General features: G+C 70.1%; 21 protein-coding genes and 1 pseudogene. 13 read left to right on the top strand and 9 right to left on the bottom strand.

Features of this window, described 5'->3' with window-relative positions:
• Positions 1 to 69: 69 nt before the first annotated feature.
• Positions 70 to 543: a pyridoxamine 5'-phosphate oxidase family protein gene (locus tag EV378_RS30300; RefSeq protein ID WP_132430778.1), complete on the top strand. Its 474-nt coding sequence runs from the start codon at positions 70 to 72 to the stop codon at positions 541 to 543.
• Between the two features lie 137 nt (positions 544 to 680).
• Positions 681 to 1496 carry a class I SAM-dependent methyltransferase gene (locus EV378_RS30295; RefSeq protein WP_132430777.1) on the top strand — a complete coding sequence of 272 codons (816 nt, stop codon included), beginning with the start codon at positions 681 to 683 and terminating at the stop codon, positions 1494 to 1496.
• Positions 1497 to 1616: 120 nt separating this feature from the next.
• On the opposite strand, the gene EV378_RS30290 is transcribed toward EV378_RS30295, so the two are convergent.
• Positions 1617 to 2156 (bottom strand): NAD(P)-binding domain-containing protein, encoded by a 540-nt coding sequence (locus EV378_RS30290; RefSeq protein ID WP_132430776.1) that lies wholly within the window; start codon positions 2154 to 2156, stop codon positions 1617 to 1619.
• A 412-nt stretch (positions 2157 to 2568) separates the two neighbouring features.
• Between EV378_RS30290 and EV378_RS30285 the strand changes: the two genes are divergently transcribed.
• The 3 genes from EV378_RS30285 to EV378_RS30275 all read left to right on the top strand — a co-directional run bounded on the left by EV378_RS30285 (position 2569) and on the right by EV378_RS30275 (position 6756).
• Positions 2569 to 4509 carry a thiamine pyrophosphate-binding protein gene (locus tag EV378_RS30285; RefSeq protein ID WP_132430775.1) on the top strand — a complete coding sequence of 647 codons (1941 nt, stop codon included), beginning with the start codon at positions 2569 to 2571 and terminating at the stop codon, positions 4507 to 4509.
• Between the two features lie 287 nt (positions 4510 to 4796).
• Positions 4797 to 5978: a phenylacetate--CoA ligase family protein gene (locus EV378_RS30280; RefSeq protein ID WP_207908904.1), complete on the top strand. Its 1182-nt coding sequence runs from the start codon at positions 4797 to 4799 to the stop codon at positions 5976 to 5978.
• Positions 5979 to 6153: 175 nt separating this feature from the next.
• A complete protein-coding gene (locus EV378_RS30275; protein ID WP_132430774.1) occupies positions 6154 to 6756 on the top strand; it encodes a TetR/AcrR family transcriptional regulator in 603 nt (200 codons plus the stop codon).
• Between the two features lie 88 nt (positions 6757 to 6844).
• Here the strand turns inward: EV378_RS30275 and EV378_RS30270 are convergent.
• Both EV378_RS30270 and EV378_RS30265 read right to left on the bottom strand, forming a co-directional pair.
• A pseudogene (locus EV378_RS30270) lies at positions 6845 to 7522 on the bottom strand (enoyl-CoA hydratase/isomerase family protein); the annotation flags it as partial.
• A gap of 48 nt (positions 7523 to 7570) precedes the next feature.
• Positions 7571 to 9724, bottom strand: coding sequence for a flavin-containing monooxygenase (locus tag EV378_RS30265; protein WP_243653835.1), 2154 nt, complete (start codon positions 9722 to 9724; stop codon positions 7571 to 7573).
• A 96-nt stretch (positions 9725 to 9820) separates the two neighbouring features.
• Between EV378_RS30265 and EV378_RS30260 the strand changes: the two genes are divergently transcribed.
• The 5 genes from EV378_RS30260 (at position 9821) to EV378_RS30240 (ending at position 14756) form a co-directional block, all read left to right on the top strand.
• A complete protein-coding gene (locus tag EV378_RS30260) occupies positions 9821 to 10999 on the top strand; it encodes an aromatic ring-hydroxylating oxygenase subunit alpha (protein WP_132430772.1) in 1179 nt (392 codons plus the stop codon).
• Complete coding sequence (locus tag EV378_RS30255) at positions 10996 to 11898, top strand: SDR family NAD(P)-dependent oxidoreductase (RefSeq protein WP_132430771.1); 903 nt, start codon at positions 10996 to 10998, stop codon at positions 11896 to 11898. Before EV378_RS30260 ends, EV378_RS30255 begins: the two co-directional genes overlap by 4 nt.
• A 50-nt stretch (positions 11899 to 11948) precedes the next feature.
• Positions 11949 to 12566 carry a TetR/AcrR family transcriptional regulator gene (locus tag EV378_RS30250; RefSeq protein WP_165922557.1) on the top strand — a complete coding sequence of 206 codons (618 nt, stop codon included), beginning with the start codon at positions 11949 to 11951 and terminating at the stop codon, positions 12564 to 12566.
• Positions 12567 to 12672: 106 nt separating this feature from the next.
• Positions 12673 to 13065 carry a hypothetical protein gene (locus EV378_RS30245; RefSeq protein WP_132430769.1) on the top strand — a complete coding sequence of 131 codons (393 nt, stop codon included), beginning with the start codon at positions 12673 to 12675 and terminating at the stop codon, positions 13063 to 13065.
• Between the two features lie 101 nt (positions 13066 to 13166).
• Positions 13167 to 14756, top strand: a complete 1590-nt coding sequence (locus EV378_RS30240) for an AMP-binding protein (RefSeq protein WP_165922556.1) — start codon at positions 13167 to 13169, stop codon at positions 14754 to 14756.
• 88 nt (positions 14757 to 14844) lie between these two features.
• Here EV378_RS30240 and EV378_RS30235 read toward each other — a convergent pair whose 3' ends face one another.
• Complete coding sequence (locus tag EV378_RS30235; RefSeq protein ID WP_132430767.1) at positions 14845 to 15795, bottom strand: AraC-like ligand-binding domain-containing protein; 951 nt, start codon at positions 15793 to 15795, stop codon at positions 14845 to 14847.
• 353 nt (positions 15796 to 16148) lie between these two features.
• Between EV378_RS30235 and EV378_RS30230 the strand changes: the two genes are divergently transcribed.
• On the top strand, positions 16149 to 16991 hold the full coding sequence (locus EV378_RS30230; RefSeq protein WP_132430766.1) for a cupin domain-containing protein: 843 nt from the start codon (positions 16149 to 16151) through the stop codon (positions 16989 to 16991).
• An 11-nt stretch (positions 16992 to 17002) separates the two neighbouring features.
• On the opposite strand, the gene EV378_RS30225 is transcribed toward EV378_RS30230, so the two are convergent.
• Positions 17003 to 18421 (bottom strand): amidase, encoded by a 1419-nt coding sequence (locus tag EV378_RS30225; protein ID WP_132430765.1) that lies wholly within the window; start codon positions 18419 to 18421, stop codon positions 17003 to 17005.
• 132 nt (positions 18422 to 18553) lie between these two features.
• Positions 18554 to 19120 carry an antibiotic biosynthesis monooxygenase family protein gene (locus tag EV378_RS30220; RefSeq protein ID WP_207908903.1) on the bottom strand — a complete coding sequence of 189 codons (567 nt, stop codon included), beginning with the start codon at positions 19118 to 19120 and terminating at the stop codon, positions 18554 to 18556.
• A 183-nt stretch (positions 19121 to 19303) separates the two neighbouring features.
• On the opposite strand from EV378_RS30220, the gene pdxR reads away from it, so the two are divergent.
• Positions 19304 to 20794 (top strand): MocR-like pyridoxine biosynthesis transcription factor PdxR, encoded by a 1491-nt coding sequence (pdxR, locus tag EV378_RS30215; protein ID WP_207908902.1) that lies wholly within the window; start codon positions 19304 to 19306, stop codon positions 20792 to 20794.
• Between the two features lie 37 nt (positions 20795 to 20831).
• On the opposite strand, the gene EV378_RS30210 is transcribed toward pdxR, so the two are convergent.
• From EV378_RS30210 to EV378_RS30200, 3 genes are read right to left on the bottom strand one after another with little or no spacing between them, the layout of a single operon-like run.
• Positions 20832 to 22280, bottom strand: coding sequence for an FAD-dependent oxidoreductase (locus tag EV378_RS30210; protein WP_132430764.1), 1449 nt, complete (start codon positions 22278 to 22280; stop codon positions 20832 to 20834).
• Positions 22277 to 23362, bottom strand: coding sequence for an NAD(P)/FAD-dependent oxidoreductase (locus EV378_RS30205; protein ID WP_132430763.1), 1086 nt, complete (start codon positions 23360 to 23362; stop codon positions 22277 to 22279). Before EV378_RS30205 ends, EV378_RS30210 begins: the two co-directional genes overlap by 4 nt.
• 3 nt (positions 23363 to 23365) lie before the next feature.
• A complete protein-coding gene (locus EV378_RS30200; protein ID WP_132430762.1) occupies positions 23366 to 24805 on the bottom strand; it encodes an MFS transporter in 1440 nt (479 codons plus the stop codon).
• A gap of 188 nt (positions 24806 to 24993) precedes the next feature.
• Between EV378_RS30200 and EV378_RS30195 the strand changes: the two genes are divergently transcribed.
• Positions 24994 to 25641: a TetR/AcrR family transcriptional regulator gene (locus EV378_RS30195; protein WP_165922555.1), complete on the top strand. Its 648-nt coding sequence runs from the start codon at positions 24994 to 24996 to the stop codon at positions 25639 to 25641.
• The last annotated feature ends 2 nt before the right edge of the window (positions 25642 to 25643 follow it).

The following is a 25643-nucleotide window of genomic DNA, read 5'->3' as shown; positions in this document are numbered from 1 at the left end:
CAGGTGAGAGACTCGCCAGTCGGACCGGTTCGAGGGAATGGCGGCGGTTCGGCCCCGGTTGACCGGGTCATGTCGACCGATCAGGACGCGAGCGGCTCCGCGGCAGGCCCCGGCCGGCTCGGCGACCGGGAGCGGGAGCTGTTCCTCGCCGAGCCGCACGTCGCGATCGTGAGCGTCGCCGACGACGGCGGCCGGCCCCCGGCGACCGTCCCCACCTGGTACGCCTACGAGCCGGGCGGGACCATCACGCTCGTCACACGCCAGGGCAAGCGGAAGTCCCGCCTGATCCGCGGCGCCGGCGCGTTGTCGCTCTCGGTCCAGCGCGCGCAGGTCCCGTACCGGTACGCCACGGTCGAGGGGACGGTCGTCCGGCAGCAGCCCGCCGAACGCGACGACCTGGTGGTCGTGCTGCGGCGCTACCTCCCCCACGATGCGGTCGACTCCTGGGTGGAGTGGGAGCTGCGTGGCGGGAACGGGAACGGGCCGCCGGAGGTCGTCGAGATCCGACCGGACCGCTGGCTCACCGGGGACTTCGGCGGCTGACGCCGGACCGGCCTTCCGGGCATCCGGCTCCGGCGAGCGCCGCCTACGCCGTTCTCCGCGCCGCTCCCCCTGCCGGGCTTGCCCCTCTGCGCGACTTCGACTTAGGTGACCCTAACGCCTGACGGTGGGGAGGGGTCGTGGTCAAGGAGCCGGTCGAGCTCGGCACGGTGCAGGAGACACTGCTCATTCCGCTGTACGGACGGGCCCGCGACGCCCGGTCCCGGAACCCGGTGCTGGGCGATCAGAAGGCGGTGGAGCTCGTCGAGCGGATCGACTACGACTTCTCGACGTTCACCGGCCCATCGCTGGCGGGCTCCGTGCTGCGGACCGCGATCTTCGACGGCTGGGTGAGCCGGTTCCTCCGGGAGCACCCGGCCGGGACGGTGGTGGAGCTGGGGTCCGGGCTCAACACCCGCTCTGACCGCCTGGACAACGGCCGGGCCCGCTGGTTCGACCTCGACCTCCCGGACTCGATCGCCCTGCGCCGCAAGTTCTTCGACGACACCGACCGCGCCACCATGATCGCCGGCTCGGTGCTGGACGTCGACTGGTTCGACCAGGTCGCGGACGCGCCCGGTCCGTACTTGTTCGTCAGCGAGGCGGTACTGCTCTACCTCCCCGAGCACGAGGTGCGCACCGCTGTCCGCCAACTCGGCGAGCGGTTTCCCGGAAGCTGGTTGAGCTTCGACACCGGCGGCCGCGCGATGATGGGCAACCAGGACCGCAACCCGGTGTTCAAGACGCTGTCCGCGCGGATGCGGTGGGTCTGCGACGACCCCGCGTCCATCGAAGCCTGGGGACTGCGCCTGCTCGACAGCCGAACCTTCGCGACACCACAGCCCGAGGTCGCCCGCGGCTGGCCCCACCGGTTCCGGTACGGGATGCCGCTGCTGGCGCGGCTCGCCCCACCGCTGGTGAACACATACGCGATGAACCTCTACACGCTGCGATGACCTCGGACGGCCGCCGACTGCATGCGATGGCCCCTGCCAGGACCCGAGCCGCCGGCGGCGACCGCTCGCCGGTGCGCTGGAGGACCGGGCCTTCCGCGCACCGGCGGTTCGGGCGACGGTTCAGCGGGACGGCGCGAAGCGGTAGAAGTACGGCCCGAGCTCGCCGGCGACCGCGATCACCAGCGGCGCCATGTCCTCCATCATGCGGGCGAACCGCAGGTCCCCGACGTACACCGGTTCGTAGCCGGCGTCGCGGTTGAGCCGCTCGGCGGCGTCGCGCGCGCCCTCGTCCGCGGCGACCAGGTTTCCCGGCGGGATCTCCTGCTCGGAGATGCGCGGGTACTCGGAGGCGAAGTTGACGTTGAACGACTTGGCCACCGGGCTGCCGGTGATCGACTTGATCTGCTCCGCGTTCGAGGCGAAGCGCTCGTCGCGGGCGCCGTACACGTTCGTCGCGTCGATCACGGGCTGCCCGGCGATCCCGGACACCCCGGCCAGCGCCCCGGCGATGGCCGCTCCGGGTACCGCGACGACCACGACGTCGGAGCCCTCGGCGCTACCGCCGTCCTTCCCGAGTCCGGTGACCTCGTGTCCGGCGGCCGCCCAGAGACGGGCGAGCCCTCCCCCGACGCTGCCGCGGCCGATGACCGTGATCCTCACGCTGCTCCCCTCGCCGTAGGTGCCTGGTAGAGGCACAAATCGATATCTGCCCACGATCGCCATCTTTGATTGAAAGCGCAAGCACAGCTGGCGAGCCCGTGGACGCCCCCCGTCGCGAGCCCGTTGCACCGCAGCTGCCGACCTTCTAACAAGCGAACGATCGCTCGCATCCTATTGCATGTACGTCGCTGAGCGGCTATTTTTCCACAGTCAGGTCATCAAGTGATGCGACTGAACGCTCAGGCTGACAACGGCGGCCGACCATCACGACACGCAGGAGACCGCCTTGGCACAGCGGGCTCCTTGCCGACGCCACAGGCCGCGGGCGGCGGGAACGAGTTCGTGAGCGTGGAGTCGACGTTCCACAGGCGCAGCCGCTCATGAGAGCCGGCGAGCGCAGATCGGGGAGAGAATGTCCGCAGTAGACCCGTCGTTCACCGGGCTTGCTCCCGCGTTCGGCCGCCACGAGCACCGCACGGGCGCGCGCGAAGCGGCACAGGCACTGGTCGACAACGGCGTGACCGACCTGTTCGGGATTCACGGCTACATCAACCCGGTCATCGAGGAGGCCGTCCGGCTCGGTGCCCGTATGTGGCACTTCCGCCACGAGCAGGCTGCCGGGTTCGCCGCTGAGGCCTACGGGCGGATGACGCGCAAGCCGGGCGTGTTCTTCGTGTCTGCGTCGGCCGGTATGGCGAACGCCCTGTCGTCGCTCTCACAGGGCATCGGCACGCGCAGCCCGATCCTGCTGCTCGTCGGACAGCACGGCACCGCGGGTGACCACCTCGGCATCCTGCAGGAGGGTTACGCCGCGGAGGCGTTCACGACCGTCGCGAAGTGGACCCACCGCATGACCGACTGGGAGCTCAACTCCTACTGGGTACACAAAGCGATCACCGACTCGGTCAGCTACCCGGCGGGCCCGGTGGTGCTCGAGTTCCCGTTGAACAACCAGTTCGCCCACGGTGAAGCGGTGCAGCGCAAGTACATCCCGGGCAACGGGTTCACGCCGGTCGTCCCGCAGACCCAGGCCGACCCGGCCCGAGTGGCCGACGCGGTCGAGATCCTGGCCGCTGCCGAGCGCCCGATCCTGCTGGCCGGTGACGGTGTGTACTGGTCGGACGGGTCCGGCGAGCTCGTCGAGCTGGCCGAGTACCTCAACGCTCCGACCGGTTCCCGGCGCACCGCGCGCGGCGCGATCAGCGAGAAGCATCCCCTGGCCGTCGCCGCTGGCTATCGCGGACAGCTGCTGCGCGCCGCGGACACGGTGCTCGTCGTCGGCCTGCGGGCTGGTGAGCTCGAGTCGTGGTTCGAGCCGCCGGACTGGCCGACCCCCGACACCGCGACGTACATCCAGATCCAGGAGACCGCCGAGGACCTGTGGTGGGGCCTCGACTCCCGGGCCGACCTGGTCGGCTCGAGCAAGCTCGTGCTGCGTCAGATCCTGGAGGGCCTCAAGGCCGAGCGGGCCACCGACGAGCCGGTCTCCAGGCCGGACTGGCTGGCCCGTGTGGAGTCGGCACGGTCGGCGTTCACCGAGAACCGGGCCGCCCACCTGAATGTCGTGCGCGACCGCGAGCCGATCCACACCTATGAGCTGGCCCAGGCGATCGCCGACGAGGCCGACCAGGACGCGACGATCATCTACGACTCCTACCAGGGATCGCTCTACCTGACCGACGCGGTCAGCGCTGTGCGGCCGGCACAGATCCTCGACGCCGGCCCGCGGGTGGCGCTCGGTCAGGGTGTCGGGATGGCCTTCGGGGCCGGAGTCGCCCGCCCCGGCAGTCAGATCATCAGCCTCATCGGTGACGGCGGGATCGGCCTGGCCGGCATGGACATCGAGACGCTGATCCGCTACGACGTGCCCGCTGTGCTGGTCGTGCTGAACAACAGCTCGTGGGGCGGCAACTCGCTGATGCGCGAGGACATCCAACCCGACATCGGTTCCTGGGACATGACTCCCGGGCTGCGCTACGACCGGGTCTTCGAGCCGTTCGGCTGCCACGTCGAGCACGTCGAACACGCCGCCGACCTACGGCCGGCGCTGCGGCGGGCGCTCGACTCGGGCAAGGTCGCCGTGCTCAACGTCGTCGCGGATTCCGAGAGCATCGAGTCCTCGGTGCCATGGCTGCGCCTCAAGATCGGCGAGTTCTACTCGCGCGGGATCGACGACCTCTCGGACAACCTGATCGCCCACTTCCGCGCCCTGTCCAAGGTCGAGGCGCTGCGGTTGCACAAGTCGGCCCTGGACAACGGCACCCGGATCCCCCTGTCCTTCATCGCCGAGCTGTGTGGGCACCCCGAGAGCGATCTCGAAGAACTCGCGGTGACCTCCGGCTACCGGTACTAGACGCCCCAGCAGCTCAGAGGAACGCTCGCGCTCCGTCCGATCCGTTCAGACGGGACGGGGCGAGCGTTCGAGGTGAATCAACGGAGATCAGCACCATGACGATGCAGACACGAGCTCCCGGCAGTGATGCCACGGAGGAGTTCTGGAACTCGGCCCGGGAGACGATGCCACCGGCCGAGCGCGAGAAGGTCGTTCTCGAACGAGTCCAGCACCAGCTCCACTACGCGTACTCGACGATTCCGTTCTACCGGAAGCACTACGACGAGCACGGGTTCCACCCCGCTCACGTGCGGTCGCTGGAGGACTTCACCAGGCTCGTGCCGATCGTCACGAAGAAGATGCTCGTCGCCGACCAGCTCGCGAGCCCCCCGTTCGGCACCTATCTGGGTGTCGACCGCGCCGACATCGCGCGCGTGCACGGCTCGTCCGGCACGTCCGGGGTCCCGACGCTGTACGGCATCTCCGGCAACGACTGGCTGCGCACCGAGGAGGTGTGCAGGATGGCGCTGTGGTCGGCCGGGGTCCGGCCCGACGACCTCGTGCAGATCTCGTTCCCCTTCGGTCTGTTCCTCGGCGGATGGGGCCTGCTGCAGGCCTGCGAGTTCCTCGGAGCCGGCGCTTTCCCGGTCGGCAGTCTCATGCCGACCGACCAGCAGCTCCAGCAGATGCTCAATCTGAAGATCGACGCACTGGTCGCGACGCCGTCCTATGCCCTGCACCTGGGCCGGCGCGCTGTGGAGCTCGGTCTCGACATGAACACGGCCTCGCTGCGGGCCGTCATCGTCGCCGGCGAGCCCGGCGGCAGCTCGCCCGAGATCCGTCACGCCATCTCCAGCACCCTCGGCGGGCCGGTCGTCATCGATCTCGGTGCCGGCGCCTCCTCCGAGATGCATCCCTTCTATGCCAACGTCGGATGCCGCCACGCCGATGGTGGGGTCCACCTGATCCAGGACGAGAACTACACCGAGGTCGTGGACCGCGACGATCCGAACGTCGCGGTGCCGGCCGGTACCAGCGGCGCCGTCGTCGCGACGCACCTCTGGCGTGACTCCCAACCGATGATCCGGTTCTGGCTCGGGGACGAGGGGGTCCTGTCCGAGGAACCGTGCCCGTGCGGGCGTACCTACCCGCGTCTGCCCAGGGGCGTGTACGGCCGGCTCGACGACATGCTGCTCATCCGCGGCGCGAACGTCTATCCCAGCGCGATCGACGCCGTCCTACGCGACCACCCGGCCGGCGGGGGCGAATACCGTGTCATCGTCGAACGCGTCGGAGACCTCGACGAACTCCGGGTCGAACTGGAGTCGCCGCTGGACCCCGACGGTCCGGACGCCGCCCGCTCCGTCGCCGAGCTCGAAGCGGGCCTCAAGGACCGTCTGATGGTTCGCACAGCCGTGCGCCTGGTCGACGAAGGCACCTTCGAGGCCCAGGTCTTCAAGGCGCGCCGGGTCATCGACCGGCGCGGCTGACAAGCTTCCAGGCCGTCGACCACACCAGATCGGGACGACTCCATGGCGCCCGGAGGCCGGTTCTCTCCGCTGGCGCCCGGACGCGAGCGGACCGTCGCTCGATCGACCCGAGCACTTGCTAGGTTTGACCTGGGACGACGGCCCGACGGGCGAACGACGACGAGCGAGGGTTCAGATGAGCGGGCAGCGTGGGCCGACCAAACGCTCCACGGAACGGCTCGACCTCATCACCCAGGCGGCCTCCGTCGAGATCATCCGGCACGGGTTCGACAACCTCTCGGTCAGCGACATCGCCGAGGCAGCCGGACTCAGCGTCGGCGGGATGTACCGCTACATCACGACGAAGACCGACCTGCTGGTGATGGTCTGTCGCGGGATCTACGACGGCGTGCGCGAGCAGCTCGGGGAGATCGCCGCCGGCGACGAGTCCCACGAGGCCAAACTCCGGTCCGCGATCGACCTCTATCTACGCGAGTGCGAGAACCAGCGCGCCCAGATCGCGATGGTCTACCGCGAGTACCGTCGACTGCCCGACGACGCCCAACGCTTCTTCATGCAGCGCGAGAAGGCCATCGCCGACGTCTTCGCCGACCTCATCCGCGGTGGCTGCGGTCGAGGTGTCTTCCAGCCCGTCGACGCGACCGTCCTCGCGATGGACATCGTGTTCCTCGGCCATATGCCGTCCTTCAAGAAGTGGGCCCTGCTCGGCGAGGTGAGCGCCGAACAACTGCGCGGTGAGCAGGTCGAACTGGTGCTGGGGCGACTGTTGCCGCGTTGAGGTCCGAGCCAGCACCGTCTCGACGGCGCCGGCCGCACGACGGCCTCGACGAGCCGTACGACCACGCCGGCCGGATCCGTACCCGCCGCTAGCGGCCTCCGCCGGGGTCGTCCGTCAGGATCCGGCGGAGGACGGCGAGTTCCTCGCGGTAGCCGTCCAGGGCGGCGCGGTCGTCGTGGCGTCGCAGGATCGCGCGCGCCGGGCCCGCGGCGGCCGGGTCGAGCTCGGCGATCGTGTCGGCGTAGTCATGTGCGACGGCGCGAAGCTGATCGATGGTGTCGACGACGGCGGCCAGCGTCCCCAGCTCGAGAAGTCGGCCGGCATCGGGTTGCTCGCCGAGCAGGAGCATCCGGAGCGCGACCGGCCGGGGAACGAGTCGTCCGATGTGACTGCCTGCGCCGGGGAACCCGAGACGGAGTTCCGGGATTCCGAGCCGGGCGCCACGAACGGCGACCAGGACGTCACACTCGGCGGCGATCATGGCGCCGCCGCCGACGGCGGGCCCGTTGAGGGCGCCGACGAGTGGTGTCTCCAGGACGGAGAGGGTCTCGAAGAACGCCAGTCCGGCCTCGCAGGTCCGATCGACCGATCCCGGATCGGCGAGTGCGCGGGTGTCGGTTCCCGCGCTGAATGCCTTCGTACCGGCGCCGGTGAGGATGATGGCACGAATGTGCGGGTCGGAGTCGAGGGCGCCGAGCGTGCGGGTGAGGCTGCGGTAGCCGTCGGCGTCGAGCGCGTTGACCGGTGCTCGGTTCAGGGTGAGGGTCGCGACCGCCCCGTCGCGTACGGCGTCGTACGGCGGTGCCGGTCGGGTTCAGTGGACAATCGGGACCACCGTGCCCGGGATGTTGCGCGAGCGGGATGCCTGGCTGCGTGGCGTGGCCGTGTAGTCGTCGAGGTCGACGGTGCGGGTCATGTGCCAGTAGTCGACGACCCGCCACGGCATGTTGGTGACGACTCGGCCGCGGGAGTTGCGGTAGTAGGTGTCCATGCCGGGGTGGGTCCAGATCATCGTGCTGTGGGCCTCGTCGACGCGGACGTTGTAGTCGTCGAAGGGTTCGCGGCGACAATCGATGGCCGCGAGTCCGCGGTCGAGCATGAGCTGCAGGGCCTGGACGATGTAGTGGACCTGACACTCGAGGATGAAGATCGTGCTGCCGCCGCCGGGATTGGTGTTCGGGCCGTAGGTCATGAACAGGTTCGGGAATCCGGGTGTGGTGATCCCGAGGTAGGCGCGGGCGTCGTCGTCCTCCCAGACCGATCGGAGGTCGGCGCCGGCTCGGCCGGTGATCTGCATCGGGTACAGGAAGCGTTGCTGCTCGAACCCGGTGGAGAGCACGATGACGTCGGCGGGGTGGTCGTCGCCGCCGGCGGTACGGACGCCGGTGGCCGTGATCCCAGCGACCGGCTCGGTGACGAGGGTGACGTCGTCGCGCCGCAGCGCGGCGTACCAGCCGTTGTCGAGCAGGATGCGTTTCCCGAACGGCGGGTAGTCCGGAAGGCACTTCTCGATGAGATCGTCACGCCCGGCGAGCTGATCGCGCAGGTAGTCGGCGAAGAACCTGCGGTGGCCGTCGTTGATCCGATTCAGGGACCGCTCCGGGTGGGGCCAGTCCGGGTCCTTCTGAAAGGCCGCATGGTTCCTGTCGTTGAACGTCCAGGCCAGTCGGAAGCGGTACCACTGGTAGTAGAACGGGACGTGGTTCATCAGCCAGTGCACGTCGGGGCTGAATGCGGTGAAGTAGTTCTCTGCCGGGGCGACCCATTGCGGTGAGCGCTGGAACACGGTCAGGTGCCCGACCTGATCGGCGACGGCCGGGACGACCTGCATGGCGCTCGCGCCGGTGCCGACCACGGCGACCCGGCGGCCGCCGAGGTCGAGGTCGGCGGGCCAGCGTGCGGTATGGAACAGCGGTCCCGAGAAGGAGTCCAGGCCGGGCAGGTTCGGCACCTTGGGTCGGTTGTGCAGGCCGACAGCGGTGATCACCGCGTTGGCGGTGAGCGTCGTCGTGGTCCCGTCGGTGCGGGTGTAGCGCACCGTCCAGTGCTGGGTGCGGTCGTCGAAAGCGGCCGAGGTGACCTCGCAGCCGAAGCTGATCGAGTCGCGGAGTCGATAGTGATCGGCCATGTCGCGGACGTACCGGAAGACCTCGTCGCGTTTGCCGTAATGGCTCGTCCAGGCGCGTTGGTAGAACGAGAACGAGTAGATGTAGCTGGGCGTGTCGACGCCGGCGCCCGGGTAGCGGTTCTCCAGCCAGGTTCCGCCGACGTCGTCGTTCTTCTCCAGCACGACGAACGGGATGCCCGCTTCCCGCAGCCGAACAGCGGCGATCAGCCCCGCGACACCGGCTCCGATGATCGCCACCGTGAACTCGTCGTGGGATGCGGGGGCCGGGTCGTCCGGGCCGCCCCGCACCGCGGCCGTGCCCGCTCCGGTCCGTGGCGTGGTCTGGTCGGGCGGGCGCAGGAACCCCATCTCGACCATCATCATGCTGGCGTACTCCGGCGGTACCGGTTCGCCCATGCAGGTGCTCATCATGACCTGTAGTTGCGCCTCGCCGGGCTCGGGGAGGCCGGCCGGGCGTCCCGCGTGCCAGGCGGTGATGGCATCGGCCGCCGCGGCACGGACCTCGGCCTGCGCCTCCGCCGTCAGGCCGCCGTCGTCGTGCTCCCCGAGCCCGCGGGTGCGGGTCGGCCTGTACGGATCGTCGAGCCAGCGGTCGTCTCCGGTCAGGTGCGCCAGCACCATGAGCAAGGTCGGGATGTTCCCGGCCTCGACCGCGGCCGCGAGGCGGTCGCGGTCCAGGGCGGGGTCCGGTGCGGGCTGGTCGGGCAAGGAGATCTCCCAGCAGGTCTGATCGGTCCTGAGCGTGAACTGGTACCGGCGGCGCGGCGGTCCCAGTGCCACAGGCGGCCCGGTCGCACCCTGCCATACCGACCGGTACGTACAACAGAGGCTTGTTCGCACCGCCTCTAGCTGCTACTACTTCTCACTACCGTGCGGATCCTGTGATTTAGCAGACCGCTCGGTATGGCAGCAGTGGTGCTCGATGAGGAGGTCGCCGTGGATCGCACGACCGAGTTGGCCCTGATCGACGAGATCGGCGGCCTGCTCGCCGATGGCACGACGTCGATGGCGGCGCAGGTCGCGCGGGTGCACCCGGACGAGCTGCTGGGTTCGGCCCAGGCGGCCACCGAGCGGGACGTGCTGTTCTCCGAGCGACCGTTGGTGCTCGCACCCAGCTCGGCGGTGTCGAAGGTGGGTGATTTCGTCACCGAGGAGATCGCAGGGCTTCCGCTGCTGGCCGTGCGCGGCCGCGACGGCGTGGTGCGGGTGTTCCTCAACGTGTGCCGCCACCGTGGAAACCGGCTGTGCTTCGAGAAGGCGGGCAACCGGAAGGCCGCCTTCTCGTGTTCGTATCACGCGTGGACCTACGGGTTGGACGGACGGTGCCGGGGGTTCGTGGACCGGGCCGGGTTCGACACCCTGAGCACGGCCGACTTCGGGCTGCGCGAGTTCCCCAGCCAGGAGCGGCACGGGCTGATCTGGTTCTCACCGCGGCAGGGCGGCGACGTCGACGTGGCGAGCTGTCTTGGTGCCGAGCTCGACACCGAGCTGGCCGGGTTCGCCTCACACACCGGCCACCTGTTCGAGAGCGACCGCCAGAGGTTTCCGTTCAACTGGAAGCTCGGGGTGAACACCTTCCAGGAACTGTTCCACCTGGCGTTCCTGCACAAGGAGAGCCTCGGTCGGGCCTTCATCAGCAACGTGTCGGCGTTCCGTTCCTACCCGCCACATCAGCGGCTGACCGTCGTGCGCAGCACCTTTCCGGAGATGCTGACCGAGCCGGTGGAGAAGCGGAGCCTGTTCCCCCACTGCACCCTGGTGTACGTGCTGTTCCCGAACACGGTGTTCGTGTGGCAGCTCGACCACCTGGAACTGTGGCGGTTCACGCCCCGTCCGGACGACCTCGGGGCCTGCGACGTGCGGCTGTGGCTGCTCACCGAGGAGGAGCCGACCACCGACGGTGCCCGGGGCCACTGGCAGCGCAACTGGGACAAGACCCTGGAGACGGTCTACGGCGAGGACTTCGAGACCATGGCCCAGATCCAGCGCAACCTGACCGGCGGCGCGCTCGACGAGATCGTCTACGGGCGCAACGAGATCGGCCTGCAGGACTACTACCGCCAGGTGCGAGCCGCCACCGAGCGTTCGGCGGCCATGGTGGGAGGACGGGCATGAGCGGCGGGCGCCGGGTCGCCGTCGTCACCGGCGGCGCAAGCGGCATCGGGCGGGCCACCGTCGAACGGCTCGTCGGCGACGGCTGGAACGTCGTGGTCGCCGATCTCAACCAGGCCAACGGTGACGCACTGGTACGGGACCTCACCGGCACCGGGGGGACCGAGGGGGCTGACCGCGGGCAGGTCGACTTCGTGCGGACCGACGTCTCCGACGAGGGGTCGGTCGAGGCCGCGGTCGCACGCGCGCAGGAACGTTTCGGCCGAATCGATGCCATGGTCAACAACGCCGGCGTCGGGGGCGCGTTCGGGCCGATCACCGAGCTCGAGCTCGAGGACTGGGAGTACACGTTCTCCATCGTCAGCCGCGGGGTGTTCCTCGGAACCAAGTACGCCGCCCGCGCGATGACGGCCTCCGGTCGCGGAGGCAGCATCGTCAACACGGGCTCCCTGGCAGGGATCAGCGGCGGAGCCGGGCCCCAGGCGTACTCGGCGGCCAAGGCGGGCGTCATCAACTTCACGCGTTCCGTGGCGGTCGAGCTCGCTGCGCACCGGGTCCGGGTCAACAGTGTCTCCCCCGGTTTCATCCGCACCCCCATCCTGGGCACGGGCGTGAAGAAGATCGAGCGCCTGCTCGGCGACGTACAGCCGTGGCCGGAGGTCGGCGAGCCCACGCACGTGGCCTCGGTCATCGCGTTCCTGGTCGGTCCCGACTCCGCGTTCGTCACCGGCGAGTCGATCAATGTGGACGGCGGCGTGACCGCCGCAGGGCCGCGGGTGGGCGACACGATCGGCGGGGACCCCGCTGCCCGCGGCCTGGTCGGGGTCGCCCGTGGCTCGACCGGACACGAGTCGACGGTGCGTCGGCGCACCGGCCCGGGCACCGCGCAGGCGTCGGGCTGAGTCAGTCTGCACGTCGGACATCCCGCGGACCCCGGAAGATGGAGACCCAGATGACGATGCCCCAGGGCGGCTCCGGCCGCGCTGTCGGCCGGCGGACCGGCGCCCGAGACAAGATCGTCGCGGCGTCGGTCGAGCTGTTCGACAAGCACGGCTACGAGGCCACGTCGGTCCAGCAGGTCGTCGAGGGTGCCGGGGTCACGAAAGGCTCGTTCTACCACCACTTCGGCAGCAAGGAGGACGTCCTGCTGGTCGTCCACGACACCTTCATCGATCACCAGCTGGACGTGCTCGACTCGATCACCACCGGCGACCGGCCGGTGCGCGACGCGCTCGCCGAGCTGATCGAGGAGATCGTGGTCGGGGTCGAGACCTACCAGGCCCACCAACGGATCTTCTACGAGCAGCACCGCTTCCTGACCGACGAACGATTCGAGGCGGTCAAGTCCAAGCGCGACGAGTTCGAGCGCCGCGTCGTGCGACTGATCGAACGGGGCGTGGATCGCGGCGAGTTCCGCGCCGTGAGCTCCCCCAAGATCCTCGCGTTCGGGCTGGTCGGGATGAGCGCGTGGACGTATCACTGGTACCACGAGGGATCGATGACCGCGCGGGAGATCGGCCGGTTCTACGCCCGCGTCGTGCTGGACGGGATCAGCAATGACCAGCCCTGATGCCCACCACCGAGATCCCACGGACTGGACCGCGATCATCGGATTCTGGTGTCGAGAGCTCGACCACCGCGCCGACGACCCGGCCGCGGTACGTGCCGCCGCGGGCGTGCTGACCGACGCTGGAACCGGCTCGGGCCGAGGCGGACACGACGTCGGGGGGAACCGCCTGGCCGGGCTCGATCCGTTGCGTGAACGCCCGCTGCTCGACGACGATCCGGACGGAGCCGTGCTCGTCGACATTCTGCTCGTGCCGCTGTCGGCCGCGGTCACCGAGTACACGAGCGCCGCCCTCCGGGTGCGCCGACGCGATCCCTTCTGGCGCCGTGCCAGCCCGCTCGGCGCGATCGAAGGGTTGCTGCGGCGGGGCTCGATCTACGCCACACCCGAGTGCCGGGTGCGGCTCGAAGGACGTGCGCGCTACAACCTCGCCTTCGACGCCGCCGCCCTTCGCGCCGCACACCCGGCCACGGGCGGGCGCACCGCAGCGAACACGCCCTAGCCAGGACCGGCGGCGCACGGGCGCGGCCGATGCACAGGTCCGGCAGCACCGACCACACCTACCGGCACCTGTCCCGACCGAGACGACATGGAGGTCTCCCGATGATCGACGGACTGACGATGGCCGCGGCGGTACGCCGGGCCGCGGCCACCCATCCGCAGCGAACGGCGATCATCTACGAAGGCCGCCGATGGACGTACGCCGCCTACGACAGGCGGGTCAACCAGGCGGCCAACCTGATGCGGGACCTTCGCGTCGGATTCGGTGAGCACGTCGCGATCCTGGGACGGAACTCGATCGAGTACCTGGAGATCTGCCACGGCGCCGGCCGGATCGGCGCAGTGTTCGGGACGATCAACTGGCGGCTCGCGCCGAAGGAGATCTCGTTCATCGTCACCGACGGCGACGCGAAGGTGCTCTTCGTCGAGGCCGGTTTCCAGGATCTTGTCGGATCCGTCCGCGACGAACTGACCGGGATCACGATCGTCGTCTACGACGGGGAGGTGACCCTGCCCGACGCACTCGCCTACGACGAGCTGCGTGCGGCCGCCGCCGACACCGACCCGGGAGTCGAGGTCAACAGCGACGACGAGGCGCTGATCATGTACACCTCGGGGACCACCGGTCTCCCCAAGGGTGCGGTCCTCACCCACGGCAACATCTGCTGGGACACGATCTCCTACCTCACCTACGCCGCACCCCAGCACGGCGACTGCACCCTGCTGTCCATGCCGACCAATCACGTCAGCGGCCTACACATGATCGTCAACGCCTACTTCGTCCGCGCGCTGCCGATCGTGGTCATGCGGCAGTGGGAGCCCGGCGAAGCCTGCCGACTGATCGCCGAACACCGCGTGACCCAGGCCTGCATCCTGGTCGCACCCATGCAGCAGCTACTCGGCTACCCCGGCCTCGCCGACGCCGACCTGAGCTCGCTGCGCTCGGTGCTCACCGCTGCCGCGAAATATGATCGCGAGTTCCCTGCCACGATCATGAACAAGTTGTCGCTGCAGCACCTGTGGTTCGCCTACGGCCTCACCGAAGCTGCTCCCATGGTCAGCGTCACCGAGTACGTCGGCGAGATGGCCGACCGCGAGAACACGCTCGGACGTCCCGCCTGGTACCTCGACGTGCGCATCCTCGACGAGAACGACAACGCTCTACCGGCCGGCCAGATCGGCGAGATCGCGATCAAGGGCCCCAACGTCTTCCGCGGCTACTACAAGCGCGACGACGTCAACGCCGACGTCCTGCGCGGCGGCTGGCTGCACACCGGCGACCTCGCCTACCGCGACGAGGACGGCTACCTGTTCTTCGTCGACCGCAAGAAGGACATGATCAAATCCGGGGGCGAGAACGTGTACTCCCTCGAGATCGAGATGGCCTTGCTCGCCGCCAACCCCGAGCTCGCCGAGGTCGCCGTGCTCGGAGTGCCCGACCCGAAATGGGGCGAGGCGGTGACCGCGTTCGTGACCTTCCACGACGGTCACACCGTCGACGTCGCGGACATCCTCACCCGCACCCGCCGTCACCTCGCCGGATACAAGCTGCCCAAGTCGATCCACGCCCGCGAGGAACTCCCGAAGAACGTCTCCGGCAAGGTGCTCAAGCGGCTCCTCCGCGACGGACTGGCGGGCGACCAACCGCAGAGGGACGGCGCCGTCGCCGGCGCGGCGCAGACCGGCACCTGAGGAGAACGTCCGGCCCGACGTCGCGGTGTGGCCGGTGCACGAGGCCGTTCAGGCGACCGTCACGTCCCGGCATCGGTCGGGGCGGGATTCAGATCGCCCCCTGCCGGTAGCGGCGGGGGGACGTCCCGAATCGGGCGGTGAACTCCCGGCTGAAGAACGACGCGTTGGTGAACCCGTGGCGGGCCGCGATCTGACCGATCGGAACGTGCTCCCATCGGTGTGAGCAGAGCGCCCGCCGGCAGGCGTCGAGGCGCAGTTCCTTGATCCAGTTCGCGAGGGTGAGATCGCGACGGGCGAACATCCGGTGCAGGGTCCGGGTGGAGACGAAGAGCTCGCGCGCGATGCTCTCGGCACCGAGCAGTGGGTCGTTGAGGTTGTCCCGCACGAACTCCTGGATCCTCGCGAAGAGGTCGTCGTCGGGGTGGACGGCGCGGCCGGGCGGAACGTGCTCGGAGGCCGCGATGACCGCGAGCTCGGCGACCTCTCCGGACAATCGTGCGGCGCCGACGGGCGAGAGGTCCGGCGCGTCGACGTCGGAGAGCTGGTGCAGCATCGGCGTCACGAGCGCGCCGATGGCGGAGTCCCGCGTGACGGTTCGCGCGGTCAGCCGTTCGATCTCCTCGTCCAGGAACGGCAGCGAGGTCCGGGGCCACGTGTACACCCGCATGTCCCACGTCCCGTCCAGGCTCCAGCTGAACGGACGGCTCGTGTCGTAGAGCGCGAACTCCCCGCCGGAGACGACACACGACCGGCCGTCCTGTTCCAGGCAGCCGGTACCGTCCGCGATCACCCCGATCGCGAGCAGATCGTCGTCGGCCACCGCGGCCTGCGAGCGCGTGCGGCGAAACGTCTGCGGGGCGGACCGCACGGCGGCCACCTGGAGCCGACCCAGGTGCCGGTAGCGGACGGCGCCGCGCAGGTCGGGCGCACCGTGCGGGGTGATGTCGAGGGGCACGAAACGTTCCCTGATCAGGTCCGACCACCCCGACAGCGAGCGTGCTGTCTCGACCATCGCCCGGTCGGGTCCGGCGGTCGCCACCGCCGGAGGATACGAGGCAGGAGTGTGGTGAGTCACGCCGAGACGCCCGCCGACCGCTCCGTGCGCGGCCGTGGCGCGCAACGACAAGTGCGGTGTCGCCCGGAGAACACACCCACGTCCGGACACCTTCTAGCGTGCTCTGCGTCACGCCACGGCCGCTCGACGTACTCGTAGGAGAAGGGCGCCCGCGGTCGGCGACGGGCTCCGTCCGCCGGACGGAGCCAGACCGTCGGGCCGGAACGGCGGAGCGGGTGAGCGGCACGTCGCCACCCGGCGCAGCCGTACCGGGCCGAGGGCCCCCGGGCAGGTTTGCCAGGTCCGTGTCCGGACCGGGCATCAGGAAGGAGCAGGCAATGACCTCGGTAGTCGAGCACAAGGTCCACGGCGGCACCCCGCACCCCGCACCCGAGGAGTGGGTCCCGTTCGAGTGGGAGGAGCCCCGCCTCGGAAAGCAGGTCGCCGGCGAGGTCGCGATCTTCCGGCCGCACGGCACGAGTGGATCGCTGCAGGCCGGTTTCTGGCGGACCGGTCCGACCTCGCCCGGCGCGAGCCAGGACGGCTCGCACACGATCGTCTACTCGTCCCCGTTGGGTGACGAGACCGCGGTCGTGATCGAGGGTTCGGCGACGGTGACCGTGAACGCGACCGGTGAGAAGCACGAGCTCACGCCGGGTTCGGTCCTGAGCCACCCGAAGGGCGTCGAGCTCACCTGGGAGGTGCACGCGCCGTACTTCAAGAAGTACTGGGTGATCTGGGACGGCACCGACGCGAACCCGAACGCGCCGCGGGACATCGCAGTCGTCAACCACAACGACAACCCGCAGGAGTGGGCCGAGTACCACTTCACCGAACCGGCGGAGGGTCCGCAGGTCGCCGGTGAGCTGTTCTTCATCCGCGAGGGTGGATCGACCGGCACGCACCTGAGCGGCGTCTGGCGCTCCGGCAAGGGCATCGCCGGCACCGAGGTCGACCCGGACGGGACCCTGCGAACCCCCTACACCGGCACCCTCGGTGACGAGACGATCCTGCTGCTGGAGGGCGAGGTCGAGGTCCGCGAGACGGACTCCGGACGGGTGACCAACTACCGGGCCGGTGACCTGATCGGCCTCAACTCGGGCCAGCACATCACGTGGACCTCGAAGGGCCCGTTCACCAAGAAGCTCTGGGTGATCACGAAGGACCAGCTGCCGGAGTGAGCCCCCTGGGTCTACGGGCGGTGCGGTGCCCACGGACGGGCTCGCTCGAAGTGGGCCGCAGCGCACAGGACCGCGGAGTCGGCGTGCATCCGGCCGGTGATCTGCAGTCCGACCGGCCGCCCGTCGGAGGTGAAGCCAGCGGGCACCGAGATGGCGGGGGTGGTCATCATGTTGAACGGGAACGTGAGCACCCACTCGAGTGCCTGCCTGCGTAGCGGCGTACCGAGCAGCCGATCGGGCGCGAACTGGGTGAGCGGGAACGCGGGGTCGGCCAACGTCGGCGTGACGAGCAGTTCGTAGTCGTTCATGAACGCGGAGAACGTGTCCCACATCGCGCCGCGGAACACGTCCGCGCGCCCCACGTCGACGCCGGACAGCCGCTCGTTCTCGTGCATCAGTTCGATCAGGTTGTCGTCCACGTGGCCACGCTGGGCCTCCCAGTCGACCAGGTCGTAGGCGCTGCCGATGCCGGGCACCCAGATGCCGTCCCACATGGCGTCGACCGGGTTGCCCCAGTGCGGGGTCGCCTCGGTGACGTGTGCGCCGAGCTCCTCGAACGCGGACACCGCCGTCCGGCAGATGCCGGCGACCTCGGAGTCGACGTGGGCGTAGTCGAGGTCGGGTGAGTACGCGATCCGCCAGCCCGTGATGTCGTTGTCGAGTTCGGTCACGTAGTCGAGGTGCTCGGTGGGCAGGCTGGTGGGGTCTGACGGATCAGGTCCCGCCAGCACGTTCAGCATGAGTGCGTTGTCGGTGACCGTGCGCGTGATCGGGCCGTGGTGGACCCAGCTGTTGTACCGGCCGGGGAGGATGGACTGCGGAATGCGGCCGCCCGTGGGTTTCATCCCGACCACCCCGCACAGCGAGGCGGGAGAGCGAACCGATCCGGCGCCGTCGCTGCCCTCGTGCAGCTGTCCCAGACCGGCGGCGGCCGCGGCGGCCGCGCCGCCACTGGAGCCGCCGGCGATCAGGTCGTGCCGCCACGGGTTGTGCGTCGCACCGAACAAGTGGTTGTCGGTGCTTCCACAGTGGTAGCCACTCTCGATCGTGTTCGTGATGCCGAGGAACAACCCGCCTGCCGCGCGCAGCCGGGTGACGACCGCCGCATCGCGGGAGGCGATGTTGTCCTTGAGCGGTTCGAGACCGAATGTCAGCGGCAGCCCGGCGACGGCGGTCAGGTCCTTGATCGAGTACGGGACCCCGTGCAACGGGCCGAGCTCGCCGCCGCGGTGTTGGTGTTCGGTCAGCCGCCGGGCGTCGTGCAGCACCTGCTCGCGGTCGAAGTTGATGAACGCGTTCAGCTCGGGGTTGACCGCGTCGATCCGCGCGACGACCTGTTCCGCCACGTCGGTGGGGGTCACGTCGCCGGCACGGATCCGCTTCGCCAGTTCGGCGGCCGGAATCCAACACAGTTCGTCGGACGTCGTCATGACTGCCACAGCTCCTTTGCTGCAAGGACTATCGGGACGGCCGGCGGTCCTCCGCCACCAGCTCAGAAGTGGATCGTTCGGACCGGAGTCGGGCCCGGTACGGGCCCGACCCGCCGGGCGCTCCGGGGTCGGTCACACCTGGACGGGGTGATGACCTTCGATCGCCTCCTCGATCTCGGTCTCGCCGTCGACGTTGACCCCGCTGTCCTCACCGGCCGAGCTCTCGTCCAGTTGGCTCAGCGGTACGTCCTTGAAGACGGCGAAGCTCGACGGCTGTTCGCCGAGCACGGGGAAATGGAACCCGCACTTCGGACACTGCTCGGCCAGAACGGCCTGCTCCTGGGCGAGCTCGTAGGCCTTGTCCTGCAGCTCGCCGCAACACGGACAGATCCGCAACAGCCGGGTCCCGACCAGCTCGAAGTTGCAGATGATGTCTTCCATGATCGCGCCGTTGGCGGCCCACGCCTTGGCGTGCTTGTGGTACGTGTCGGTGTGCCAGTCGTAGAGGGCTTCCTTGCTGGTCCAGAAGCTGCACTCGTTGAACCAGCCTCGGTCGTCGGGGTGCTCCCACCAGGTCAGGTGCAGGAACCCGGGCAGCTGCATCAGGTGATGGCGGGTGTCACCGAAGACGACCTTGAACTTCTCGTAGGCGTCCGGGCTGGAGAACCGCACGCGCTGCATGCTGAGGTAGATCGGCACGAGAACCTCCTGAGTGGTGGGTGGGCAGCCGTTCGGTCGGGCGCGGTCATGGTCGTCCGCGCTCGCGATCCGGCCGGCACTTCGCGCGAACGGCTGGCCGTCAAGGTGGTTTGTTGGTTCCCTCACGCTAGCCAGATCGCCTAGGTTCACCAGAGCCAATCCGAGACCGGGTGGGGGAACCACGTGATATCTGCCCGCAACACGAGCGGCGGCGACGACCTCCCCGGCCCGTCGGGCGTGCCCGCCTACAAGGCGCTGTACGAGCAGCTCCGGACGAGCATCCTGACCGGTCAGCTCGCGGCGGGCGCCCGGCTTCCTCCGACCCGGCACCTGGCCACCGAGACCGGCCTGTCCCGCAACACGGTGCTCGCCGCGTTCGAGCAGCTACGGGCCGAGGGCTACATCGCCGGCCGGCAGGGCTCCGGCACCTACGTCGCCCACGTGCTCCCCGAGCAGCTGCTGACGACCGGTCCCGGCACGCCGGCCACCACGGCATCCTCGGCGAGCCCGGCCGCCAGGCTCTCCGCGCGCGGAGAGCGCCTGATCCGGGCCCGTCGGTTGCCGCTCCCCTCCGTGCTCGGGCGGGCGCCGCACGGCACCGCGTTCCTGGTTGGCCTTCCCGCCCTCGACGCGTTTCCGTTCGAGACGTGGACGAAGCTCTACACGACCCGGATCCGCAGGTCGGGACCGCAGCTGATGCGCTACGACGACGCGGCCGGCTACCGCCCGCTGCGCGAGGCGATCGCGACCTACATCAGCACCGCGCGCGGCATCCGCTGCACGGCCGACCAGGTCATCGTGACCACCGGCTCCCAGCAGGCCCTGGAGTTCTGCGCCCGCATCCTGCTCGACCCCGGCGACCCCGCCTGGCTGGAGGACCCCGGCTACCTCGGCACCCGCGCCGCGCTCACCTCGGCGGGTGCCCGCATCGTCCCGGTACCGGTCGACGAGAACGGACTGGACGTCACCGCCGGCATCCACCTCGAACCAGACGCACGCCTCGCCGCGATCACTCCCTCCCACCAGTTCCCGCTCGGCCACACGATGTCCCTGGAACGCCGGCTCGCTCTCATCGACTGGGCCAGCAGCAAGGACGCCTGGATCGTCGAGGACGACTACGACGCCGAGTTCCGCTACGTGAGCAAGCCGCACGCGGCACTGGCGGCCATCGACAACCGCCAGCGGGTCATCTACGTGGGCACGTTCAGCAAGGTCCTGTTCCCGAGCCTGAGGCTCGGCTACGTCGTCGCACCGCCGGACCTCGTCGACGGATTCGTCGCCGCGCACCTGAGCACCGACATGCACGCCCATCTCATCGACCAGGCCGTCGTCGCCGACTTCATCGACCACGGACATCTCGCGCGCCACCTGCGCCGGATGCGTGTCCTGCATCACGAACGCCAGCACGAGCTGGTCGGGCTCACCGAGCCGATCGCCGGGAGCCTCGACATGACGCCCTCCGACGGGGGCCTCCACCTCGTCGGCCGGCTCGCCGACGATCGCGACGACCGCGCCGTCGCCAGGAACGCCGTCCGTCGTGGGGTGCACGTCTGGCCCCTGTCGACCCACTACCTCGGACCCGACCCCCGTTCGGCGCTGCTACTCGGGTACGCCGGAACCACCAGCGACGACATGCGCCGTGGCATCGACGTGCTCGCCGACATCCTGCGCTGAGGCCGCGGCGGACGCCCACCCTGCTGCCGAGCACCCGTCATTCCGTTCCGCCCGGCGCCCGCTCCGGAACCCATCGAGCCATGGCGGACAGCCCCGCCTCCCACGTCCCGTCCTCGGCGGCCCAGGCGACGTGCCCGTCCGGACGGAGGAGAACCGTCGTGCGACGCTCGTCGAGCCAGTTCCTGACCTCCACCCGATCGTCCCGACAGCCTGCGGTGACGTCCTTCGGTGCGACGAGCACGAATCGGCCCGACCGCAGTGCCTCGTAGAGCCGCCCCGGAACCAGCTCGAGATCGCCCCATCTCCTGCCCACCAGCCGGTGCGACCCCCGTGGACGTGGATAGCGGTGACCGACCCCGCTCACCTCCCCCACGACCGCGCGACGCAGCGGAGGGACCCGCTCGACGGCGTAGGAGAACAACGCACGGCGGGCCCGCGCCACCGAGCTGCGCGCCATGGTCAGCCGCAGGTTCTGGCCGCTGCTCCGGATCGCGTTGCGCCCGACCGGATGGCGCTCGGCCTGATAAGTGTCTAAAATGGATTCAGGGGCACCGTGGCGCAGGACAGCGGCCAGCTTCCAGCTCAGGTTCGCGGCGTCCTGGAGCCCGGTGTTCATCCCCTGGCCCCCGGCCGGCGAGTGCACGTGGGCGGCGTCGCCGGCCAGCAGCACCCGCCCCACCCGGTACCGGGGGACCTGGCGTTCCTCGCTGTGGAAGCGGGACAGCCAGGTCGGGTCGTGCATCCCGAAGTCGGTGCCGAACGTCAGCCGGAACGTCTCCCGGAGCTCGTCGAGCTCGACCGGTTCCGACTCCGGCCGGTCGTCGTGGCTGCGGGACCATCCGCCCACACGCCAGGTGGTCGCGTCGAGCGGGCTGAGGAAGCCGAACGCATCCGGAGCGCCCTTCACGGTCACGGTGCGAGGCGGTTCGTCGGTCAGCCGGACGTCGGCGAGCACGACCGACTTCACGACCGCCCGGCCGGGAAACGGGAGGGCCAGGGCCGCACGCGTCGCGCTGTAGGCGCCGTCCGCGCCCACGACCCAGCTCGCACGCACGGTGTCCGGACCGGCCGGGCCCCGGACGGAGACGGCGACGCCGGACCCGTCCTGTGCCAGCCCGACGACCTGGCTCTCGTGGCGGATCTCGACACCGTGCTCGACGGCACGCCGCAGCAACAGCCGCTCCACCTCGTACTGCGGCGTGCTGATCATGTACGGGTAGCGGGCGTCGGTGCCGGAGATGTCGATCCGGACCGTGCCGAACAACCGCAGCTCGGACACCCGCTGCCCGATCTCGGCCAGTTCGTCGCCCAGGCCCCTGGCGTCGAGGTACTCCAGCGTGCGGACGTGCACCCCGAACGCCCGGCTCAGGTTGCTGATCCCGGCCGGGCGGCGCTCCAGCACGGTGACCGCCAGACCCGCCGCAGCGAGGTCACCGGCCAGCAACAGGCCGGTGGGCCCCGCTCCGACGACGACGACGGGTGTCATCGCAGGCCGAGTCGTTCCCGGTAGTCGTCCAGTCGCAGGTGGGTGCCCTTGAGTCCTGAGGTCTGCTCGGCGCCCAGCACGCCCACGGCCTCGTTGTAGGACGCGCCGCCCTTCGGGCCCAGCGGGAGCGAGATCCCCGGCGAGGGCACCGCGTACCGCGACGGCTCGCCGCCCTCGCCGCTGAGCCGGCGACGGATCGTGTCCGCGACCGTCCCGGCGTGGATCTCGGCCGCCTTCGCCATCTTGGCCTCGGGCAGGTCGGTGAGGTCGCCGACCGCGAAGACGTCCACCTGGCCCTCCACGGTCAGCTCCGGGGTGACCCGTACGTGGCCGTCGGCGCGACGGGCACCGGCCAGGTCACCCGCCAGGTAGCCGGACGTGGGCACCACCCCGTAGCAGCGGAACCAGATGTCGGCCCGCAGGGTGCGCCCGCCGCCGGTGGTGACCTCGACCGGACCGAACGTTCCCGGCTCGGTCGACGGCGGCTCGCGCAGCGCCGTGCCCAACAACAGCTCCACCCCGAGGTCGGCGAGCTGGCCGCGGAGCTCGTCGCGCAGCTCGTCCGGGAAGCCGCCACCGAGCAGGTCCGGCCCCGGATCCACGATCGTCACCGCCGTCGCCGGCAGCGCCGAGCGGATCTCGCCGGCCAACTCCAGACCGGCCGGGCCCGCGCCGAGCACCAGCACCGACGACGCGTCGACCAGCGCCCGGTGAGCGGCGCGGATGCGCTCCTTGCCCAGCTCGGCGTGATCGACGTCGACCTTGGCCGGGAACGGGTAGGTCGATCCGGTCGCCAGGATTGTGATGTCCGGCTCGATCACCTCCCCCGAGCCGAGCACGACCCGATGCGAGGTCACCTCGACGGCCCGATCCCGGACCACGCGCCCCCGCCGGAGCAGCGAGCCGTAGGGCAGGAAGATCTCGTCCACCCAGGATGGGTCGACCAGCGCCCGCAACGCGGCGACGTTGTGCACGAACGCGTCCCGCGGTTCGACGAGGACGACGTCGGCGACGGCGTCGAGCTCCCGGGCGGCCAGCACCCCGCCGTAACCGCCGCCGATGATCGCAACTGTGGCTGTCATGGGTCACCTCTCGATCGGTATGGGTGAGTCGGAACGGACACCGCGGCGCGCGCCGGCGAACGCCACGAGCGCGGCGATCCCGAGTGCCGCGGCCGAGACGACGAACGCGGTGGTGTAGCCGGACAGCTCGGGTGTGCGGCCGCCGGCCGGGGTGTGTGCGGCGACGATCGTGGCCGCGAGCTGGGCGCCGACGGCGCCGCCGACCGTCCGCATGATCGTGTTGATGCCCGTCGCCTCGCCGGTCCGGCTCGGTTCGACGGCCGAGATCACGAGGTTGGCGAGCGAGGCGAAGCCGAACCCGACGCCCACCCCCAGGACGGCCGAGCCGACGTAGACCGGCCACGCGGACGTCGCGGCGGCGGCGAAGAACACGAAGCCCGCGGCACCGATCACGCACGCCAGCACCAGGACGGGGACGAACCCGATCCGGGAGCCGAGCCGGCCGGCCACCGGGCTCGCGACGAGCATCGTCGCGGCCATCGGGATGATGAACCAGCCGGCCTCGCCGATGGTCGCGCCGAATCCGTAGCCGGCCTGCGGCGACGTCTCCACGAGCTGCGGGACCAGCGTGAACGCGCCGTACATGCCGATCCCGATCAGCAGGGCGGTGACGTTCGCGGTCAGCACCGCCCGCCGCCCCAGCAGCCCGATGTCGAGCAGCGGATGCGGCAGGCGCGACTGCAGGACGCCGAACACCACGAGCAGGACCGCCCCCAGCACGAACAGCCCGACCGTGGCCGGCGAGGCCCAGCCCCACGAGCGGCCCTCGCTCGTCGCGAGCAGCACGGCGACCAGACCGCCCGCCAGCAGCACCCCGCCGCCCCAGTCCACCGACGCCGACGCCCGTATCGCGGACTCCGGCAGCGCCACCGCGACCGCCACGACCCCGAGCAGCGTGACCGCCAGCATCAGCCAGAAGATCCACGGCCACCCTAGGGAGTCCACGATCGGTCCGGGGATCACCAGACCGACCCCGAACCCCACCCCGAAGATCGAGCTGATCCAGCCGATCGCGACCGGCACCTGGGCCGGGGCGAACACCTCCCGCGCCAGGCCGAACGCGAGCGGGAACGTGGCCGCCCCCACCCCCTGGATCGCCCGGGCGACGATCAGGACCTCGATCGACCCCGCGAGGGCGGCGAGCAACGTGCCTGCGGCGGCCACACCCAGACAGGCGAGCAGGACCTTGCGCTTGCCGACGATGTCGCCGACGCGTCCGAGCAGCACCGTCGCGACCGACGCGGTCAGCAGGAACGCACTGAGCAGCCACGCGACGGTGGCCGGACCGGCGTCGAACTCCCGCTGCAGGTCGGGAAGGGCGGGCACCGGCATCGTCTGGAGCAACGAGAACGACAGGACGGCGAGCAGCAGGGCCCCGAACGGGGCCACCACCGGTCGTCTGGTGGTACCGGGCGTGGCGTCGGAGTTCACGTCGGAGGTCATGGATCCTCCCCGGGTCGGGCCGACCGACGGTGGCCGGGGGATGTGCCCGCGGCCGGCCGATGCGGCGACGGTCGGCGCGGGCACCGGCTGGCAGACTTCGACCGCCGTCCGGGCGAGCGCCGCGGGTGGGCACAACAGTACAATACAATCTGCATTTCACTCCACTGCCCGACGTGATGGGAGCCACCGTGGCCACGACCCGGTCGACCGACCGCCCGTCCCGCAGGCTCGCCGCGAAGCGCAGCGCGATCGTGACCGCCGCCCGGCGGGCCTTCGGGAAGACCGGCTACCTCGGCACGAGCATCGAGATGATCGCGGGCGAGGCGCAGGTGTCGACCCGGACCGTCTACAACCACTTCCTGAACAAGGAGGACCTGTTCGCCAGCGTCACCGTCGAGAGCTCCGGCGAGGTCGCCCTCGCCCGCGAACGCCTGATCGAACGCTGCCTCGGCGGACGGATCGACGACCTGGAGACCGCACTCGTCGACCTCGCCTACGAGTGGCTACTCCCCGACGAGTCGTTCCACGACCACTTCGCGCTGGTCCGCGAGATCCGGACGGCACCGGACCGCTTCCCCGAAGAGCTCCAGAGGTCCTGGCGCGAGGCGGGCCCGCACCGCGCCCGCCGCGCGCTCGCCACCCAGATGGAACGTCTGACCAGCGAGGGCCTGCTGCAGGTCGCCGATCCGGTGATGGCCGCGCAGCACTTCACCGCCCTGATCACATCGGCCGACATGCTGCCGTCGGAATTCAGCCTGTCGGCCGGACCGGACGAGGTCCGCGCGACCGCCGTGGCCGGGGTGCGCGCGTTCCTGTACGGCCACCTGCCCCGCTGACG

The organism is Pseudonocardia endophytica (assembly GCF_004339565.1).
In the GTDB taxonomy this organism is placed as follows: Bacteria; Actinomycetota; Actinomycetes; order Mycobacteriales; family Pseudonocardiaceae; genus Pseudonocardia; species Pseudonocardia endophytica.
The sequence above is the reverse complement of the archived record's forward strand: the minus strand, read 5'-3'. Positions and strand labels throughout refer to the sequence as shown.